At 58.9% G+C, this 16,901-nt stretch carries 18 protein-coding genes; 13 read left to right on the forward strand and 5 right to left on the reverse strand.

The window, feature by feature from the left end; translation table 11 throughout:
• Positions 1-65 precede the first annotated feature (65 nt).
• Both LOH53_RS05675 and LOH53_RS05680 read right to left on the reverse strand, forming a co-directional pair.
• Entirely contained in the window at positions 66-785 is a 720-nt protein-coding gene (locus LOH53_RS05675) for an ABC transporter ATP-binding protein (protein WP_230066762.1), read from the reverse strand.
• A gap of 53 nt (positions 786-838) precedes the next feature.
• Entirely contained in the window at positions 839-1,954 is a 1,116-nt protein-coding gene (locus LOH53_RS05680) for an ABC transporter permease (RefSeq protein WP_230066763.1), read from the reverse strand.
• Positions 1,955-2,147: 193 nt separating this feature from the next.
• Between LOH53_RS05680 and LOH53_RS05685 the strand changes: the two genes are divergently transcribed.
• The 9 genes from LOH53_RS05685 to LOH53_RS05725 all read left to right on the forward strand — a co-directional run bounded on the left by LOH53_RS05685 (position 2,148) and on the right by LOH53_RS05725 (position 12,798).
• Positions 2,148-3,413, forward strand: a complete 1,266-nt coding sequence (locus LOH53_RS05685) for a sensor histidine kinase (RefSeq protein ID WP_230066764.1) — start codon at positions 2,148-2,150, stop codon at positions 3,411-3,413.
• 97 nt (positions 3,414-3,510) lie between these two features.
• Positions 3,511-4,161: a response regulator gene (locus LOH53_RS05690; protein WP_230066765.1), complete on the forward strand. Its 651-nt coding sequence runs from the start codon at positions 3,511-3,513 to the stop codon at positions 4,159-4,161.
• A 95-nt stretch (positions 4,162-4,256) separates the two neighbouring features.
• A complete protein-coding gene (locus LOH53_RS05695) occupies positions 4,257-5,939 on the forward strand; it encodes an ABC-F family ATP-binding cassette domain-containing protein (RefSeq protein WP_230066766.1) in 1,683 nt (560 codons plus the stop codon).
• A gap of 89 nt (positions 5,940-6,028) precedes the next feature.
• Positions 6,029-7,237: an MFS transporter gene (locus tag LOH53_RS05700; protein WP_230066767.1), complete on the forward strand. Its 1,209-nt coding sequence runs from the start codon at positions 6,029-6,031 to the stop codon at positions 7,235-7,237.
• Positions 7,238-7,493: 256 nt separating this feature from the next.
• Entirely contained in the window at positions 7,494-8,444 is a 951-nt protein-coding gene (locus tag LOH53_RS05705) for an ABC transporter ATP-binding protein (RefSeq protein WP_230066768.1), read from the forward strand.
• A 2-nt stretch (positions 8,445-8,446) separates the two neighbouring features.
• The gene (locus LOH53_RS05710; RefSeq protein ID WP_230066769.1) at positions 8,447-9,355 is read left to right on the forward strand and encodes an ABC transporter permease; all 909 of its coding nucleotides are present in this window, start codon (positions 8,447-8,449) and stop codon (positions 9,353-9,355) included.
• Between the two features lie 48 nt (positions 9,356-9,403).
• Entirely contained in the window at positions 9,404-10,690 is a 1,287-nt protein-coding gene (locus LOH53_RS05715) for a sensor histidine kinase (RefSeq protein ID WP_230066770.1), read from the forward strand.
• Between the two features lie 94 nt (positions 10,691-10,784).
• On the forward strand, positions 10,785-11,468 hold the full coding sequence (locus LOH53_RS05720; RefSeq protein WP_230066771.1) for a response regulator: 684 nt from the start codon (positions 10,785-10,787) through the stop codon (positions 11,466-11,468).
• 55 nt (positions 11,469-11,523) lie between these two features.
• Complete coding sequence (locus LOH53_RS05725; RefSeq protein WP_230066772.1) at positions 11,524-12,798, forward strand: M18 family aminopeptidase; 1,275 nt, start codon at positions 11,524-11,526, stop codon at positions 12,796-12,798.
• Positions 12,799-12,807: 9 nt separating this feature from the next.
• On the opposite strand, the gene LOH53_RS05730 is transcribed toward LOH53_RS05725, so the two are convergent.
• From LOH53_RS05730 to LOH53_RS05740, 3 genes are read right to left on the reverse strand one after another with little or no spacing between them, the layout of a single operon-like run.
• Complete coding sequence (locus LOH53_RS05730) at positions 12,808-13,458, reverse strand: DUF1345 domain-containing protein (protein WP_230066773.1); 651 nt, start codon at positions 13,456-13,458, stop codon at positions 12,808-12,810.
• A 55-nt stretch (positions 13,459-13,513) separates the two neighbouring features.
• Positions 13,514-14,101: a Fic/DOC family protein gene (locus LOH53_RS05735; RefSeq protein ID WP_230066774.1), complete on the reverse strand. Its 588-nt coding sequence runs from the start codon at positions 14,099-14,101 to the stop codon at positions 13,514-13,516.
• 5 nt (positions 14,102-14,106) lie between these two features.
• A complete protein-coding gene (locus LOH53_RS05740; RefSeq protein ID WP_230066775.1) occupies positions 14,107-14,334 on the reverse strand; it encodes a hypothetical protein in 228 nt (75 codons plus the stop codon).
• Between the two features lie 254 nt (positions 14,335-14,588).
• Between LOH53_RS05740 and rpsF the strand changes: the two genes are divergently transcribed.
• The 4 genes from rpsF (at position 14,589) to rplI (ending at position 16,366) form a co-directional block, all read left to right on the forward strand.
• Entirely contained in the window at positions 14,589-14,894 is a 306-nt protein-coding gene (rpsF, locus tag LOH53_RS05745) for a 30S ribosomal protein S6 (RefSeq protein ID WP_230066776.1), read from the forward strand.
• Between the two features lie 62 nt (positions 14,895-14,956).
• Entirely contained in the window at positions 14,957-15,559 is a 603-nt protein-coding gene (locus LOH53_RS05750) for a single-stranded DNA-binding protein (protein ID WP_230066777.1), read from the forward strand.
• A gap of 98 nt (positions 15,560-15,657) precedes the next feature.
• A complete protein-coding gene (gene rpsR / locus LOH53_RS05755) occupies positions 15,658-15,897 on the forward strand; it encodes a 30S ribosomal protein S18 (RefSeq protein ID WP_005273147.1) in 240 nt (79 codons plus the stop codon).
• 16 nt (positions 15,898-15,913) lie between these two features.
• A complete protein-coding gene (gene rplI / locus LOH53_RS05760) occupies positions 15,914-16,366 on the forward strand; it encodes a 50S ribosomal protein L9 (protein ID WP_230066778.1) in 453 nt (150 codons plus the stop codon).
• The last annotated feature ends 535 nt before the right edge of the window (positions 16,367-16,901 follow it).

Genomic DNA, 16,901 nt, shown 5'->3' on the forward strand with positions numbered 1-16,901 from the left:
ATAATGCAGTTTCCTCCATGGTATTGCATGGATTGTCAAAGATCCCCGTTGTGCCAGGTGGCCGGCTACCGAACCTCTAATAGCTCGGACGCAGGCACCGGGGCGCTCAGGAGGCCATCGCGCATAGTTGCCACGGCATCGGTGAGCGGCACAAACTCCGTGTCATGAGTGACCATGACGGTAGCCACGTTGAACTCATCAGTCACCTGGCGCAGTAAACGTACGATCGATTCGCTGCGGTGGTGGTCCAAAGCCGCAGTAGGTTCATCCACCAACAATACGGACGGTGAACCCATCAATGCGCGTGCAATGTTCACGCGCTGACGCTGGCCACCTGAGAGCTGATGGGGACGCTTTTTCCCGCAGTCGGCCAGCCCCACGATTTCCAGTAATTCCGCGGCTCGTCCTGCGGCCGCACGGAGGGACTTTCCCCGCAGGTGATCTCCGATGATGAGCTGTTCAGAAGCCGTCAAGGACGCCAGCAGATTCGGTTGCTGGAAAATGATGCCGACTTTCTCCCGGCGCAGCGCTGCCAGCTGCTTCTCCGGAAGGGAGTGGACGTCTGTGCCGTCGATGCTAACCAGACCCGAGGTTGGGCTCACCAGTGTGGCAGCGACGGCCAGCAGGCTCGACTTGCCGGATCCTGACGGGCCGACGAGTGAGATGAACTCACCGGCACGAACTGAGAGGTTGACAGATGCTAACGCAATGACGGTGCCTTCCCCATCGGGATATTCCAGCGTGAGGTTGGTGAGGGACAATGCGGGGGTATTGATTTGGGACATGATAACTCCGGTTCTTGGATGTAAGTGGGTCGGTGATGGATCCTGGCGGAAGGTCAGTTCCCGCCTAGGGCGATGAGCGCATCGACGCGGGTGACCTTGCGGACAGCCAAGGCGGCTCCGGCCAGGCCCAGGGCCACGATGCCAATCACCGGCAGCAGCGTGGTGGCTGGAGAGACGATGAATGGTGCGGCCTTGGCGGCAAAGAATCCGCCGGCGACTCCGACCAATCCGCCCAGAGCGGCACCCGCTAGCAGGACGATTGCCGCTTGCGTCAGGGCGTCTTTCAACAAGTAGCCCGAAGAGGCGCCCATGGCCTTTAGTACGGCGATGTCGCGGGTGCGCTGAACGGTCCACACGGTCAAGAACGCCACGATTACCAGAGCCGAGATGCCGTAGAGGAATGCCTGCATCATCATCAAAGAGCCATTTTCGCTTTTGTAGCCACCGAGTCCCTGAAAGGATCCACTGCGTGAGGTGCTGATGGTCCCTGCCGCAGCGTTGGCCGATTCAACGTCAACTTGCATTCCAGCCTTGTACGTCACGGCCACGACGGTGGCCAACTGCGTTGGATCGCTGAGGTGGGACATCGCTGTCCACGTCGGCAGCGTTGTCCACACCACTGAGGTATGTGAGTACCATTGCTCGGGTACCACGGCGGATATCTTCAGCGTGGTGCCGCCTAGTGAGGCTTCATCGCCAACTCCCAAGTGCAGTTCCTTGGCGACGTTCTCGCCAATGACAACACCTGAATCGCTCAGGGCCGACGGCGCGATCCCGGCCTCTGTGCCACCGGCACCGACGCCGAAGACAGCGACGTTAGTTGTTCCCTTAGTATCCCCGGCACCTTGGAAACGAGTTTGACTGATGCCAAGGGGTACCGCGGAGGCGACATTGGGTTGCTCACTCCACGCTGATACTTGGTTCTTCGTCACCTGACTTTCAGTGAAGGAAACTTTAGGATCATTGGCCCCAGGGGCGCCAAAGGCCAACTGATCGACAGGTGCTTGGGTCGACTTGCCGAGATCGGCGATTGCGGAAGTGGACTGATTGCCCAGCCCTGCTGTGAGACCGGAGAGTAGAACTAGGAGCAAGCTGATGAGCGCCACGACGGCGCCCATCAAGGCAAAGCGCCCTTTAGCAAATCGGATGTCGCGGATCGCAAGGAACATAGTTGGCTTCTTTCGCAAATGGCGGTTTTCGCAGCCGCCGGAGGACTAGGACTTCTTCTCTTGCTTTCAACTCTGCCGTTTACGGCTCCCGCATCCATCGCCGGGTTGGATGAATCCCCGGGGCCCGAAGGTTGGTCCTTGACTCATCCAAATGGTTGATCCGGGTGACCGCACCAGCGCCTAAGCTGGTGGCATGTCTGCCGTGGATGCACCGACCGTCTCCAGTGAAGCGATCCTGAAATTTCTGCGAGTCACCTTGCATGTTGGCTTTGCGGGGTTGCTCGCTGTGGCCGTCGTGCGCCTTCTGAGCACCCCTCATGATGGCCCACAGCGCTATTTTTTTGTTGGCTTATCCGTGGTGCTGGCCACCGTGTATTTATTGGGTACCGTGGCGGAAAATCGTTTCTCCGCCGGGGTCTCCAAGCAGAACCCGCGGCGCTATACCTACTTGTGGCTTGGGATCGTCACGGCCGTCTGGGCTTCGCTGATGGTGGGATCAGCGGATTTTTCCTGGCTGGCGTTCCCACTTTTCTTTCTGCACCTACATTTGCTGCCACGCTGGGCGGGTATCGCGGCCGTGGTGGCGATGACGATTGGGGTCATCGTGGCTCAGTGGCTGGCGTCTGGGGTGCCAACGCTGCCGGCGCCCGTAGTCCTAGGCCCTGTATTTGGAGCAGGCTTCGCCATTGTCACGTCAAAGGCCTACCGAATGCTTTATGCGGATGGACAGAATCAGCGTCGGGTAGCTGATGAGTTGCGCCGCACGCGTGCGGCGCTGTCCGCCACTCAGCATGAGTCCGGGGTGCTGGCGGAACGGGCCAGGCTTGCCCGGGAAATCCACGACACTTTGGCTCAAGGATTTTCCTCCATCATTTTGGTCGCCAGGGCGGCTGGGAAGTCTCTTGACAGCGGAGATCTCGATTCCGCGCGGGAGAGCATCAGCATGGTTGTCGCGACGGCTTCAGAGAACCTGTCCGAGGCCCGGAACTTTGTCCGGGGGCTCTCCTCACCCGCACTTGAAGGCGCGTCTCTGGCAGAGTCCCTGGCACGGTTATGCGAGAAGACACAGCAAGAAGCCGCTGCGCGTGGGCTGAAACTCGCTTGCAATTTCCGGGTGGACGGGGACCCCGTAGATTTGCCCCAGCCCTATCAAGTGACGCTCTTGCGCGCGGCCCAGGCCAGCTTGGCGAATGTATGGCGGCACGCCCAGGCCAGCACCGCAGTGGTCTCTTTGGCCTATCTCGAGACTGAGGTGAATCTTGACGTGTACGACGACGGCCTTGGTTTTGTCCCGGCGTCGGTGGCGAAATTGCGTAGTAGTCCCGGACGAGCGGATGGAAGCGGCTTCGGGCTGACGTCTCTGCGGCAACGAGTTGACGCTCAAAACGGGAGACTGGAAATTGAGTCCGCTCCCGGCGAAGGAACAGTGGTGGCTGTGCGGTTGCCGCTTGGACAGTGACGCAGGGCCATGGAAACCGCGGATATTCACGGGCAATAATGTGGGAAAGAGCGCAGAAAGTATGGTCGAATTCAACGTTGGGACGCCAGGAGAGCGCATGAGTGAGATACGGATATTGTTGGTGGATGATCATCCCGTGGTGCGGGCCGGGCTGCGGGCTATGCTCACAGGTTTTGAGGGTTTCACTGTGGTGGCTGAGGCGCCAGAAGGCGGGGCCGCGCTGGAGGCGATCGAGCGGTTGCAGACTCTGGGAGAACCCCTTGACGTAGTGCTTATGGATCTGCAAATGGGAGCCGGCATGGACGGTGTCAGCGCCACGCGTGCCATCAAGGCTCTTCCCAAAGGCCCTCCCGTGCTGATCCTGACTACTTATGACACCGATGCTGACATTTTGGCGGCGGTGGAGGCTGGTGCCAGTGGATACATGCTCAAGGATGCCCCGCCGGAACAGATCCGCGCCGCGGTGCAGTCTGCCGCAGCGGGACAAACGGCGCTGGCTCCGGAAGTGGCTGCCCGTCTGATGGGACGTATTCGTAACCCCGTTCCCGCACTTTCGGCTCGCGAGGTGGAATTGTTGGAATTACTGGCCACTGGTATGAGCAACAAGGCCATGGCTAAAGAACTATTTATTTCCGAAGCCACCGTCAAAACACATTTGGTCCACATTTACGACAAACTCGGTGTGGATAACCGCACAGCCGCCATCTCCGTGGCCGTGCAACGGCGGATCATCCGCGCTGGCGGTTAGATCCGCTGGGTTCTAAAACCGGAAGACATCACCGATCCAGGAAAAGCAAAAAGCACCGTTGAACGATGCTGAGCCGGAGATGGGAAGATTAGACGGTGGGACACATTGACGTTGCAAACATTGACTATTTTCTCTCCGACGGCCGCCAGCTGCTCAACGGGGTGAACTTCCGTGTCTCCGATGGCACCAAGACGGCTCTGATCGGCCCGAACGGCACGGGCAAGACCACGCTGCTGCGCATTATCTGCCAAGACGTCAAAGCGGACGAAGGCGTGGTCTCGCGATCGGGAACCATGGGGGTCATGCGCCAATTTGTGGGCCAAGTCCGGGACGAAAGTACCGTCCGGGACCTGCTTCTCTCTGTGGCGTCAGCGACTATTGCCAAGGCTGGAAAAGCTGTTGACACAGCTGAAGAGGCGATGTTGGTTCACGATGACGAACCGTCTCAGATGGCGTACGCCCAGGCGATCGCTGACTGGGGGGACGTGGGGGGTTATGAGATGGAGACCACCTGGGATGAGGTCACCATGGCAGCCATGGGCCTGGACTTTTATAGCGCTCAGTACCGCAGGGCATCCTCTCTAAGCGGAGGCGAGCAAAAACGGCTGGTGCTTGAAGCCCTCTTCTCTGGCCCCGATGAGGTCTTGCTGTTGGACGAACCGGATAACTACCTAGACGTCCCCGGTAAGCGCTGGCTTGAAGCCAAGATGGCGGAGTCGGAGAAGTCAGTGCTGTTCGTCAGTCACGATCGTGAGCTGCTTGCCAACGCCGCAGACAGGATTGTGACACTGGAACCGGGTATCAATGGTGCTTCGAGCTGGACGCATGGCGGAGGGTTTGAGTCCTATGTGAGTGCCCGGGCTGACCGTAATGCCCGTTTTGAGGAATTGCGTAAACGCTGGGATGAGGAACACATCAAGCTCAAAGAGCTGGTGAATATGTACAAGAACAAGGCCGCGTTCCGTTCCGACATGGCCAATCGCTACCAAGCAGCTCAGACCCGATTGGCGAAGTTCCTTGAAGCTGGCCCGCCGGAGGCCCTGCCTGTTGAACAAAACGTGAAGATGCGTTTGAAGGGCGGGCGCACTGCCAAGCGGGCGATCGTGGCAACCAAGCTTGAACTCACCGGGCTGATGAAGCCGTTCAATGCCGAGATCTGGTTTGGCGACCGCGTGGGAGTGTTGGGTTCCAACGGTTCCGGTAAAAGTCATTTCCTGCGGTTACTGGCCGCGGGAGGCTCCGATCCGGATAAGGAACATGAACCGGTCTCCGATGTCGAGATCGCGCACGTTCCCCACTCCGGTTCCGTGAAGCTTGGCGCCCGGATTCGGCCCGGGTTCTTTGCCCAGACACATGCAAGGGACGATCTTTTGCAGCGCAGTCTGCTCGATATTTTGCATCGCGGCGACGAGCACCGTTCGGGTTTGGGCCGGGAAGCTGCCGCTGGCGCCTTGGACCGCTATGGACTGGCCGCCAGTTCGGAGCAGAAGTATGACTCGCTCTCCGGCGGACAGCAAGCCAGATTCCAGATCCTGCTACTGGAGCTTTCCGGAGCCACGCTGCTGCTGCTGGATGAGCCTACCGACAACCTCGATCTGCACTCCGCAGAAGCGCTGGAAAAGGCCATCGATGCGTTTGAGGGCACGGTTCTTGCCGTGACCCACGACCGCTGGTTCGCCCGCTCCTTCGACCGTTTTTTGGTGTTCGGCGCTGATGGCAAGGTCTATGAGTCGAAGGAGCCCGTCTGGGGCGAGAAGCGCGTGGAACGGGTTCGATAAGAGCGCCTCTCTCAGAGCCAAAGTGATCGGAGCTGTCCCCGACTAGAGTGGGATTACCGTTTTCACAGTGTCAGGAAGACCATCCCATCATGAATCAGCAGGCGGTCCGCCGCGCGACTAGTGCCACCTTTGTCATTTTTGCCCTCAATGGTTTCGTCTTTGCCAGCTGGGCTGCCCGGATCCCCGCCGTCACAAGGGTATTGGAGCTGACGGCGGGAGAGATGGGATTGCTTTTGCTGACTATCGCCGCGGGCTCTGTCATTGCGCTGCCCATGGCAGGTTCGGTGGTGGCACGCGTAGGCATAGCGTCCACGATCAGGCTGGGAGGCTTTATCAGCGCTTTTGGCGGACTGATTGTTGCCGCTGGCTTGTCCTTGGGGGCAGTACCGTTGACGGGCGCAGGGCTATTCTTCTTTGGCGTAGGTATTGGGTTGTGGGACGTGGCCCAAAACGTTGAAGGTGCCTCGGTGGAACGTCATTTGGGCCGGACCATCATGCCTCGTTTTCACGCTGGCTTCAGCGGCGGCGCTTTTGTCGGGGCAGTGCTTGGTGCCGGGCTCTCAGCTATGCACGTGAGTATGTCGGAGCATTTAGTGGCCATTGTGGTCTTGGTTTGCGTGGCTATGGTGGTGGTGCCCCGGTACTTTTTGCCAGCAGCAGCTCAAGGGGATGTGAAGTCTCTGGATCCCACGACGGCTGTTCCCGTGCGCTCCACGCCCCGAAGCGCATGGACTGAGGGCCGGACCCTCATGGTGGGACTCGTGGTTCTTGGCGCAGCGCTCACAGAAGGGGCAGCCAACGATTGGATTGCCAAGGCCACAGTTGACGGCATGGGAGCCACCGAATCCGGTGGCGCGGTGATGTTCGCCGTTTTCGTGGCGTCCATGACCTTGTGTAGGTTCTTTGGCGGAGCGTTCGTTGACGCGTACGGACGTGTGATTGTGCTCTACGCCAGTTTGGGTGCGGCACTGGCGGGACTAGTGGTGTTTGTGCTGGCCCCAAATATTTGGCTGGCCGCACTGGGTGCCGTGCTCTGGGGTGCCGGGGCGGCCATGGGCTTCCCGTTGGGAATGTCGGCAGCCGCCGACGACCCCGCCCGCGCCGCTTCCCGCGTGTCAGTGGTATCCACCATTGGTTATCTGGCTTTCCTGGCCGGTCCACCACTTTTGGGGTTTCTTGGTGACCACGTCAGCATCCGGTGGGCATTGTTGGCGATCGCCGTGGCAATCATCGCTTCCATCTTGACTGTGCCGGCTGCCAAGCCGCTCCCACGGTCAGCATTGGAAGATGCCCGCTGATCCACATCCACAATCTCCCTAGCGTGATGGCTGTTGGCACCAGGGCAGCTTCGGTGACGGATGAGTAAGGCTAAGAACAATGCCACTGGGAAGAAGGCATTTGTCCATTCTTGAGTCATCCAAAGGGACGACCCTGAAGTGACCCTGATTCATCCCTGAGACAGACGAAATGGACGCTGGCGTTGAGTACGGTTAGAAACAAGCGGGGATCACCCCACAGTTTCTTATCCATCAAACGCCCGAAGGGGACACACGCATGATTGAGGCAGTAAACCTCGCCAAACATTATGGCGCGAAGACAGCGGTTGGCGGTGTCACCTTCACCGTAAAGCCTGGCATGGTGACCGGCTTCTTGGGCCCCAACGGTGCCGGGAAGTCCACCACGATGCGGATGATCGTGGGGCTAGATAAGCCCACCAGCGGGACCGTGACCGTCAATGGCAAGCGTTACGTTGACCACCATGACCCGCTCCACCAGGTGGGTGCCCTGCTCGACGCCAAGGCCGTGCACACTTCGCGCAGCGCCTACAACCACCTTCTTGCCATGGCCGCAACGCACAATATTCCCACCAAGCGCGTCAACGAGGTCATTGAAATGACCGGGTTGACTTCCGTCGCCAAGAAAAGGGCTGGCGGATTCTCACTGGGCATGGGGCAGCGCCTGGGTATTGCCTCAGCGCTCTTAGGGGACCCGCAGACACTGATCTTGGATGAGCCGGTTAATGGCTTGGACCCCGAGGGCGTGTTGTGGGTGCGTAACCTCGCCAAACATCTAGCAGGTCTGGGTAAGACGGTCTTCTTGTCCTCACACCTCATGAGTGAAATGGCCCAAACCGCTGACCACCTGATAGTGATCGGGCGTGGACAAATCATCGCCGACGCCCCGATTGCGCAAATCCTCGCCGGAACGCAGCAGGCGAAGGTGCGGGTCAGAACCCCCGATGTCACTCGTTTGAGCCAGCTCTTGAGCGGTGAAGGTGTGCTGGTGGGCAGCAGCGAAAACGAGACCTTGGAGGTCTCGGGCGTCAATACGCATCAGATTGCCAGGATTGCCTTGGAGAACAGCGTGCTGGTATACGAACTCACGCCGCTGACCACCACTTTGGAGGAGGCATATTTCGATCTCACCAAGGATGCCGTGGAGTACCACTCGCAAGAATTCAACAACGCCGCCGCCGCGCCGGTCGCTGCACTGAAAGGACGCTGACCATGAGCACGACGACGATTAACGCACCATCCGCCTCCGGTGGGACAGGGCTATCCTTTGCAGGCGTTCTGCGCAGCGAATGGATCAAGTTCCGTTCCCTGCGTTCCACCCAGTTGCTGCTGGGCTTCACCTTCTTGGCCGTAGTAGGCGTTGGCGTGTTGGCCGCCTGGCTGCGCAGCACTGTTGTCCAGCAGATGGTGGAGTTTGGTGCTTCCGGTCCTACCGGACCTGGATCAGTTGGAGGCGCTTCCAAACTGACAGTCGCCCAAGCTGTGGAGGCAGCGAACGGGACGGCGCTGAATATTTATGGCGCCCCGATCGCTGGACTTCAGCTGGGTGTCCTGATACTTGGCGCGCTGTCAGTCTTACTGATTTCCTCTGAGTTCGGTACTGGCATGATCCGCTCCACCATGACTGCCGTGCCCAAGCGTCTTCCGGCGTTCTTTGCCAAAGCAGTGGTTCTGGTAGTGGTCTCCTACGTGGTGACCCTGGCGGCAGCATTCGTCACGTTCTTGATCTCCATGCCGATCATGCACGCCTATGGGATTGACTTAAGTCTGGGCATGGACGGTGTTTTGTACAGCATCTTCATGGCCGGGGTCTACGTGGCAGGTGTAGCGCTCGCTGGCCTTTCACTGGGTACGCTGCTGCGCAGTTCAGCTGGTGGCATCATTGTGCTGGTTGCCCTGTTCTTCCTGCTGGAAATCGCTACGCAACTCCTTGGCTTGGTCCCAGGTGACTTCTGGAAGTACGTGAGCCAGTACACGCCCAGCGTGGCCGGTGGCCGAATGCTGGAGATCGGCGACAAAGATGCCTTCATCACCCCGCTGGCAGGGGGATTCATCTTCCTTGGTTGGATCGTGGCGCTGATGGTACCGGCGGTTATCTCGCTGAAGACGCGCGACGTCTAGGACAGTCCGGGAGCCCATGGATCAACCGGGCTCCTAGACTTAAGACTTATGCGCACCTATAACCAGGCGGGGGCCGCGGAACGAACGGCCGCAGCTCCCGCCGAAACACCCTCCGCCGCGCGGCGGGCCGATGAATTTTCGGCCAGCCGGCGCGGCGTAGTTCGCAAGTACCTCTACGATCACCCCCGGGTCATGGACCTGGTGGTGATCCTGGTGTACCTGCTCATGAGCGCCGCTACTTTCCAAAGCTCCGCTTTCATCACCAACGCGGCCGTGAACATTGCGCTGGTTTTGGTTTCTTGTGTGGTGCTGATATTCCGCAGGGACAAGCCTCTTGTGGTGCTGGCTTTGCTCCTTGCCCTAGAGATCGTCAATGTGATCTTGGTGCATAACACTGCCAATCTGGGCGTAGGTCTGTGGTTTGCACTGTATGTTGTGGCGTTGAACTACTCTCGCGTGTTCAGTTTCTCCATGGCAGCGGCGGTGTCGGCTCCGCTGGCTGTTTATACCCTCTTCTTCTACCAAATCCCCAAGGAATTTTTGGGCGATAACGGTGTTGGTGCAACGGAGAGTAACGTCATCACAGTTATTGTGATGCTGCTGTTCAACATCATTGCCGCGGGTGCCGGAACGTCGGTGCGCCTTGGCCGGGCGCATGAGGAAGAACTGCGACAGTGGGCAGTCCGCAACGCTCAACTGGCCTCAGTTGCCGAACGGAACCGGATCGCTCGAGAGATGCACGATATTGTGGCGCACTCTCTCACTGTCATGGTGGCGCTCTCCGACGGGGCCGCCGTGGTCGTTAGCCGCAACCCTGAACAGGCTGCAGGAGTCCTGAGCCAGTTATCGCAAACGGGACGAACAGCCCTGTCCGACATGCGCCGGGTTCTGGGAGTGTTGCGTGAGGACGATTCGGATAGAGAACGCACCCCTCAGCCAGCGAGTGCCGATCTGGGTGCACTGATTGAGGGGTTCAGGCAGGCCGGGATGCCGCTGAACTTGACCTTTGCAGGTCCATCGCTACCGGCTGACCCTGCCCTGCAATTGACGGTCTACCGGATAGTGCAGGAGTCTCTTACCAACGTATTACGTTATGGAACCGACGTCTCGTGGGTCCGGGTACGCATTGAGAATGATCCCGCACAGGATGTACTGCGCGTGACGGTTGCCGACGACGGGCATGGATCCGTTGATGCCCCGCTGGGCACAGGCCAGGGCATTGTGGGCATGCGCGAACGCGCCAGGATTTACGCTGGAACTGTGCACGCTGGCAAAGCCATTGCCGGGGGCTGGGCAGTGGACGTGACATTGCGCCCACGGGAGGGCCGTCCGTGAGCTTTTGCGGCAAAGAATTTCGGTGCCCCAATACTGTGAAGCAACCCAGGAGAAATGATTGCCAATGGAGTTCCCCACGTCCATGGAGAGTCGAATGAATCAAGAAGCAGTGAAGGTCCTGCTGGTGGATGATCAACCCCTGCTGCGCATGGGGTTTCGGCTCATCCTCGAAGGCGAGGACGATCTCTGCGTGGTCGCGGAAGCATCCAACGGTATCGAGGCTCTGGCTGCCGTGGAAAAATTTGACCCTGACGTGGTGCTCATGGATGTGCGCATGCCGTTCATGGATGGTATCGCCGCCACCCTTAAAATCACGGATTCTCGCTCTGACGCCCGGGTAATCATCTTGACCACCTTTGACCTGGACGAATATGCGTTTGCCGGGCTTAAGGCTGGCGCCTCGGCGTTCCTTTTGAAGGATGTGGCACCGGCAGAGTTGATAAATGCTGTGCGTCTTGTTGCCAGTGGAGACGCTGTTGTGGCACCGAGGGTGACTCAGCGGCTGCTCGAAGACTTTGTGCGCTCGCAGCCGGCCCGCGTGCCGCTGCCCCAAGACCCGCTCCTGGATGGCCTGACCCCGCGCGAGCGCGAGGTGGCGCTCGCCATTGCTCAAGGCCTTTCCAATGCCGAAATTGCGCACCAACTCTTTCTTTCGGAAGCAACGGTCAAAACACATGTACGCCGGATTTTGACGAAACTGCATCTGCGCGACAGGGTTCAGGTGGTGGTCTATGCCTACGAAACGGGCATGGTAACCCCGAGTAACCCAGACTATTGAGCCAGTGCAGCGTTCGTGAGCCGGGGACGCTTAGCGGACGTGATTGAATTCAATCATGACTTCTGTACAGCACATCTTGGACCTTCGAGACTTCATTGAGGCCTCGCCGTCGAGCTTTCATGCCGCCCATGAGGTAGGCCGCAGGCTAGAGACTGCGGGATTCACGCAGTTGGATGAGGCTGAGCCTTGGCCCGCTCGTGGAAAAAACTTTGTGATCCGTGACGGTGCGGTGATCGCTTGGGTTGCCCCGGAAGACGCCGTGGCCACCACGGGGTTTAACATCATGGGTTCGCACACCGATTCACCGTCCTTCAAACTTAAGCCCAAGCCCACCACGGGGAGGTTTGGCTGGTTGCAGGCCGGGGTGGAGGTCTACGGCGGCCCGCTACTGAACTCTTGGCTGGATCGCGAATTACAATTCGCTGGCCGTTTGGTGGACCTCGATGGCACCCAAACGTTGGTGGCCACAGGTCCGCTGCTGCGTTTCCCTCAGCTGGCGATCCACCTGGACCGTGGCGTCAATGACGGCTTGAAACTGGATAAACAGACGCATATGAACCCGATTTGGGGACAGGGGCACCCTGGCAAAGAGGACCTGCTAGGACTCATTGCCGCGCGGGCTGGCGTGAATGCCTCAACTATTGGCGGCTACGACATCGTGGTGGCGGATACCCAGCCAGGCCAGGTCTTCGGTGCCAACAATGAGTTCTTCGCCTCCGGACGCATGGATAATCTCACGTCCGTCCACGCAGGGGTGACGGCCCTGATCAACGCGGCCGACGCCGGTGATGGTTCCGTCATTCCCGTCCTGGCCGCCTTTGATCATGAGGAGATCGGATCAGGCTCACGTTCCGGGGCTTGCGGACCATTCCTTGAGGACATTCTGACCCGCGTTTGCGATGGTCTGGGAGCCAGTGCGAGCGAGCGGTTGCGTGCGTTTGCCAACTCCTTCTGTGTGTCGGCAGACGCCGGCCACGCCGTCCACCCCAACTATTCCGAACGTCATGACCCGGCTAATGTGCCTGTCCTCAACGGCGGGCCACTGCTGAAGATCAACGCGAATCAGCGCTATGCCACCGACGCCATGGGCGCCGCTATCTGGGCGAACCTGTGCCAACGGACCGGGGCCCCTTATCAGGAATTTGTTTCCAACAACGGGCTCCCGTGTGGCTCCACGATTGGCCCGTTGACGGCGACGCGATTGGGAATCCGCACAGTGGATGTTGGTACACCATTGCTGTCAATGCATTCGGCCCGGGAACTGTGCGGCGTGGATGATCCTTTCCATCTCTCGCGTATTACGGAGACGTTCTTCAGCACTGCCGTATAGGGGAGGCTCCTAGGCGGCCAGGCTCACCACCAAGTTGATGGTGGTGGCCAGGATGCCTGTGCCGAATACGAATGCCAGCAGACTATGCCGGAGTGCGGCGGAGCGCATGGCCCGTGTGGTGATGTTGGTATCCGAGACCTGATAGGTCATGCCGACGCTGAAAGCCATGTACGCGATGTCCGTGTACTGCGGAGGCTCATCTTGGTTGAAGCTGATACCGCCCGGCTGGCCAGCATAGTAAATCTCCGCATAGCGCAGGGTAAACAAGGTGTGCACCAGCAGCCACGACATCGCCGTACACGTCAGGGCCAGCAGGGCTAGCAGGAATCGGCCGCTGCCTGTTACGTCCTTGCTACCCACCATGACCAGTACGACGGCGGCCAGCGAGCCCAGCGCGGCCAGCAAGATCAGCAGATCTGAAGTATTGCGTCCGGGATCCTCCTCCTGCGCATGGGCGGCGGTACGCACATGGTCCATGGGCGCGATGGTCAGCCACACCCAGAGGTTGTACATCAGCGCGGCCACGGTCCATGCGGCGGCTGGGGCGTAGACCCAGGCGCCAAAAACTCCTGTGATTGCGCCAGCCGCGACGCCAAAGACGACCATGCCGAGCAGCCGCAGCTGGCGATGTCTGGCGCGCGGACTCGAAGTGCTTTCCATGAAGCGATCATGCCACGAATGCTGCCCGTTCTAGCCCAACCGGGCAGTGCATCTCCTACGCCGGAAAAGACGTCAGTGCGGGGGAGATCAGCTTGGCGAGTAATCCGGGATCCCCCGCGGCTGCGGCCATGCGTGCTTCCTTGATCCAGTCAGGATCCAACGCTTTCCAGTTGACGTTCCAGCCGGCCTGGGTTGCCATCTGGTCCAGCAGTACAGCTTGGCTGCAAATGTTCCCGTGACGGAACGGATCCAAGGCGGCTAATGCACCCCAATGACGGGCCAAAGCCGGGGCGAAGCTCGCCTGATCCAGGCCAGTCAGGAAGTTCTCAGCTTCCAGCGCCGCAAAGACATCATCAGCAGCGGATTCAAGGAACTCGGGGCGGACGTGCATCCGGCTGCTTCCGCGGGCAGCCTTGTCAGTTTCACGCAAAGTTCCGGCCCATTCATAGAGTTCAGAAAAAAGTCGGCGGTGAATCGCTTTGAGGTGCTCAAGGCGGAATGTGGGAGCCTCAGGCTTGCGCAAAAGATCTGCCAGCGCTAGCTCTACGAGACCGTGTTCTAGTCGGTCAAGGCTGCTCTGGTCAACAACGTTGAGCTTGTTGCGCAGCACCGGCGAGTTCGGGTACGTGTATCTGTCAGCCACTGTTGCTACCGTTCCTGCGCCAGAGTGGCGTCAAGATAGCGGCCCACTGCCGATTTGGGCGTGGAGGTGCCGCGCAGAACTCGCCGCGCTAAACGCCGCGCTCGATCATCGGGGGCACCGCCCGCCAGAGCCAGAATACCCTCCGCACGCGTTAGGGCTTCTTGCACGTTGGCGTCACTGAAACCGTTGGGGTTCTCGCTGGCGCACTTGCTGGGGTTCGGCGCTTCGGACATACCGGGCTCCTCTGGACGTGACGGGTTACACCAAAGCCACTCTATGCGCGTTGGGCGTTTGGGTGGGTGGGCGCTGTGGTGAGGCTTACTCGCGGAGGTGATTGTTCGGCGTCGTGCATCCTGTAAGCTAGATAAGTCTGCGCTGGCACCGAGCCCACCTCCATGGTGTGGCCTATGGGTCCGCAGACACCGCAAATGAACCTCCTGTTACGGAAAGACCGTAGCCGCCTAGACCAAAGGAGGTGGGTTCACATATGCGTCCTTACGAACTGATGGTAATCATCGACCCCGATGTTGATGAGCGTACCGTTGAGCCGTTGCTTCAGAAGTTCCTAAATGTCATTACCACCGATGGTGGAACCATCGAAAAGGTTGACATCTGGGGCCGTCGTCGCTTGGCTTACGAAATCCAGAAGAAGTCTGAAGGTATCTACGCCGTGGTGAACTTCACCGCAGCTCCTGCTACCTCTCAAGAACTTGACCGCCTGCTGAGTCTCAATGAGTCCATCTTGCGCACCAAGATCACCCGTCCGGAAGAGCAGAAAGTTGTAGCCGAGTAATTTCGGTTATTTCTTTTTAGTTTTTCTTTGTAGGAAATCACTCAAGCAGGAAGCAGGAGCAGATGGCAGGCGAAACCACTATTACGGTCATTGGTAATCTCACCAGCGACCCAGAACTACGGTTTACACCGAGCGGTTCAGCAGTAGCGAACTTCACCATTGCGTCGACTCCGCGGACCTTGGACCGCCAGTCCAACGAGTGGAAGGACGGCGAAACGCTGTTCCTCCGCGCGTCGATCTGGCGTGAAGCGGCCGAGAACGTTGCCGAGTCCCTGACAAAGGGCACCCGCGTCATCGTTTCCGGCCGGCTGAAGTCGCGGACCTACGACACCAAAGAAGGCGAAAAGCGCACCGTCATGGAGCTTGAGGTCGACGAGATCGGCCCCTCGCTGCGCTACGCCAATGCCAAAGTCAACCGCACCCAACGCTCCGGCGGTCAGGGTGGGGGCAACTTTGGTGGTGGCAACAGCAACAGCAATGGCAACTTCGGCGGCGGCAACGCTGGCGGAGGCCAAGGCGGATACGGTGGCGGCAATTCCGGCGGAGGCAACTTCGGCGGCAATGGCGGTCAACAAGCTGCTCCGGCGGCCGATCCCTGGGCCACGCCCGGTGGCGGTTCCTCCGGTTGGGGTGCGGGTCCGGATAACTCCGAGCCCCCGTTCTAAACAAACCTTCTGCATCAAAAACAGTGTGGCAACCGCCGCACGCAAACCATCCCGCGGATTAATATCCACGGGCTCCACGAATATTAAGGAGCTCCACGATGGCTAAGGCTGAACTCCGTAAGCCCAAACCAAAGTCCAATCCCTTGAAGGCTGCTGACGTCACCGTCATCGACTACAAGGACGTAGCATTGCTGCGCAAGTTCATCTCTGATCGCGGAAAGATCCGTGCGCGTCGCGTCACGGGTGTTACCGTCCAGGAGCAGCGCAAAATCGCCCAGGCAATCAAGAATGCCCGCGAAGTTGCATTGCTGCCCTACTCCGGCGCTGGCCGCGGTTAAGGGAGATAAATAAAATATGGCAAAGCTCATTTTGACCCATGAAGTACCCGGTCTTGGTACCGCAGGTGACGTCGTCGAGGTGAAGAACGGTTACGCACGTAACTACCTTCTCCCGCGCGGCTTCGCCATGGCCTGGTCCAAGGGCGTCCAGAAGCAGTCTGATTCCATCAAAGCTGCCCGTGCCGCGCACGAGCACGCTTCGGTTGAAGCTGCTCAGGCTCAGGCGCACGAACTCTCTGCCAAGCCGGTCACACTGACCGTCAAGGCCGGCGAGGCCGGACGCCTGTTCGGCACTGTCAAGACCGACGACGTTGCAAAGGCTGTTGCCGCTGCAGGTCTGGGAAACATTGACAAGCGCAAGGTTGAACTGCCCACCCACATCAAGTCGGTTGGCACGTACAAGGCAACTGTTCGTCTCTACGAAGATGTCTCAGCTGTTATCACCTTGAATGTTGTAGCAAGCAAGTAAACTGCCTGCAGCTTCATCAAAAGAGTCCGGATCCCTTGCGGGTCCGGACTCTTTTGCTTTAACGCCGTTGCGCCGCCGTTTGGCCGCCGTTGCGCCGCTCCGGGGCGTGCTTTTAGCCACCCGGAACAAATATTCGTTTTGCGGCATGCTCGCCACGACGGGTAAGTGAGCGATTATTCACAGATACGTATATTTCTGTGGATATCTTGGGCATATACCCCATACTCGGGCCTGTCAACAGGCTCTTTTGCTAAGAAAATTTCTTTCGAAATTCCTTTCATCCACAGGACATTTTGAACGTTCGTGCAGTTCAGAGCGTATTTATTGACTTCGAAAAATACTTGTCCACACTCTTATCCCCATCCTGTGCACAAGCTGAGCCGGTTAATGCACAAGTTATCCACAGGTGTCGTGTTTAGCGGGGTTGGAAGTTCTCCAAAGAGCGTCTACGGTTGCACTGAATCCCCTCTGCTAACAGCCATAATTGCTGTTAGGGGCCACAGCACTGGAATCTGGCAAATGCGCAGAAAACAGC

The organism is Arthrobacter cryoconiti, assembly GCF_020905375.1.
In the GTDB taxonomy this organism is placed as follows: Bacteria; Actinomycetota; Actinomycetes; order Actinomycetales; family Micrococcaceae; genus Specibacter; species Specibacter cryoconiti.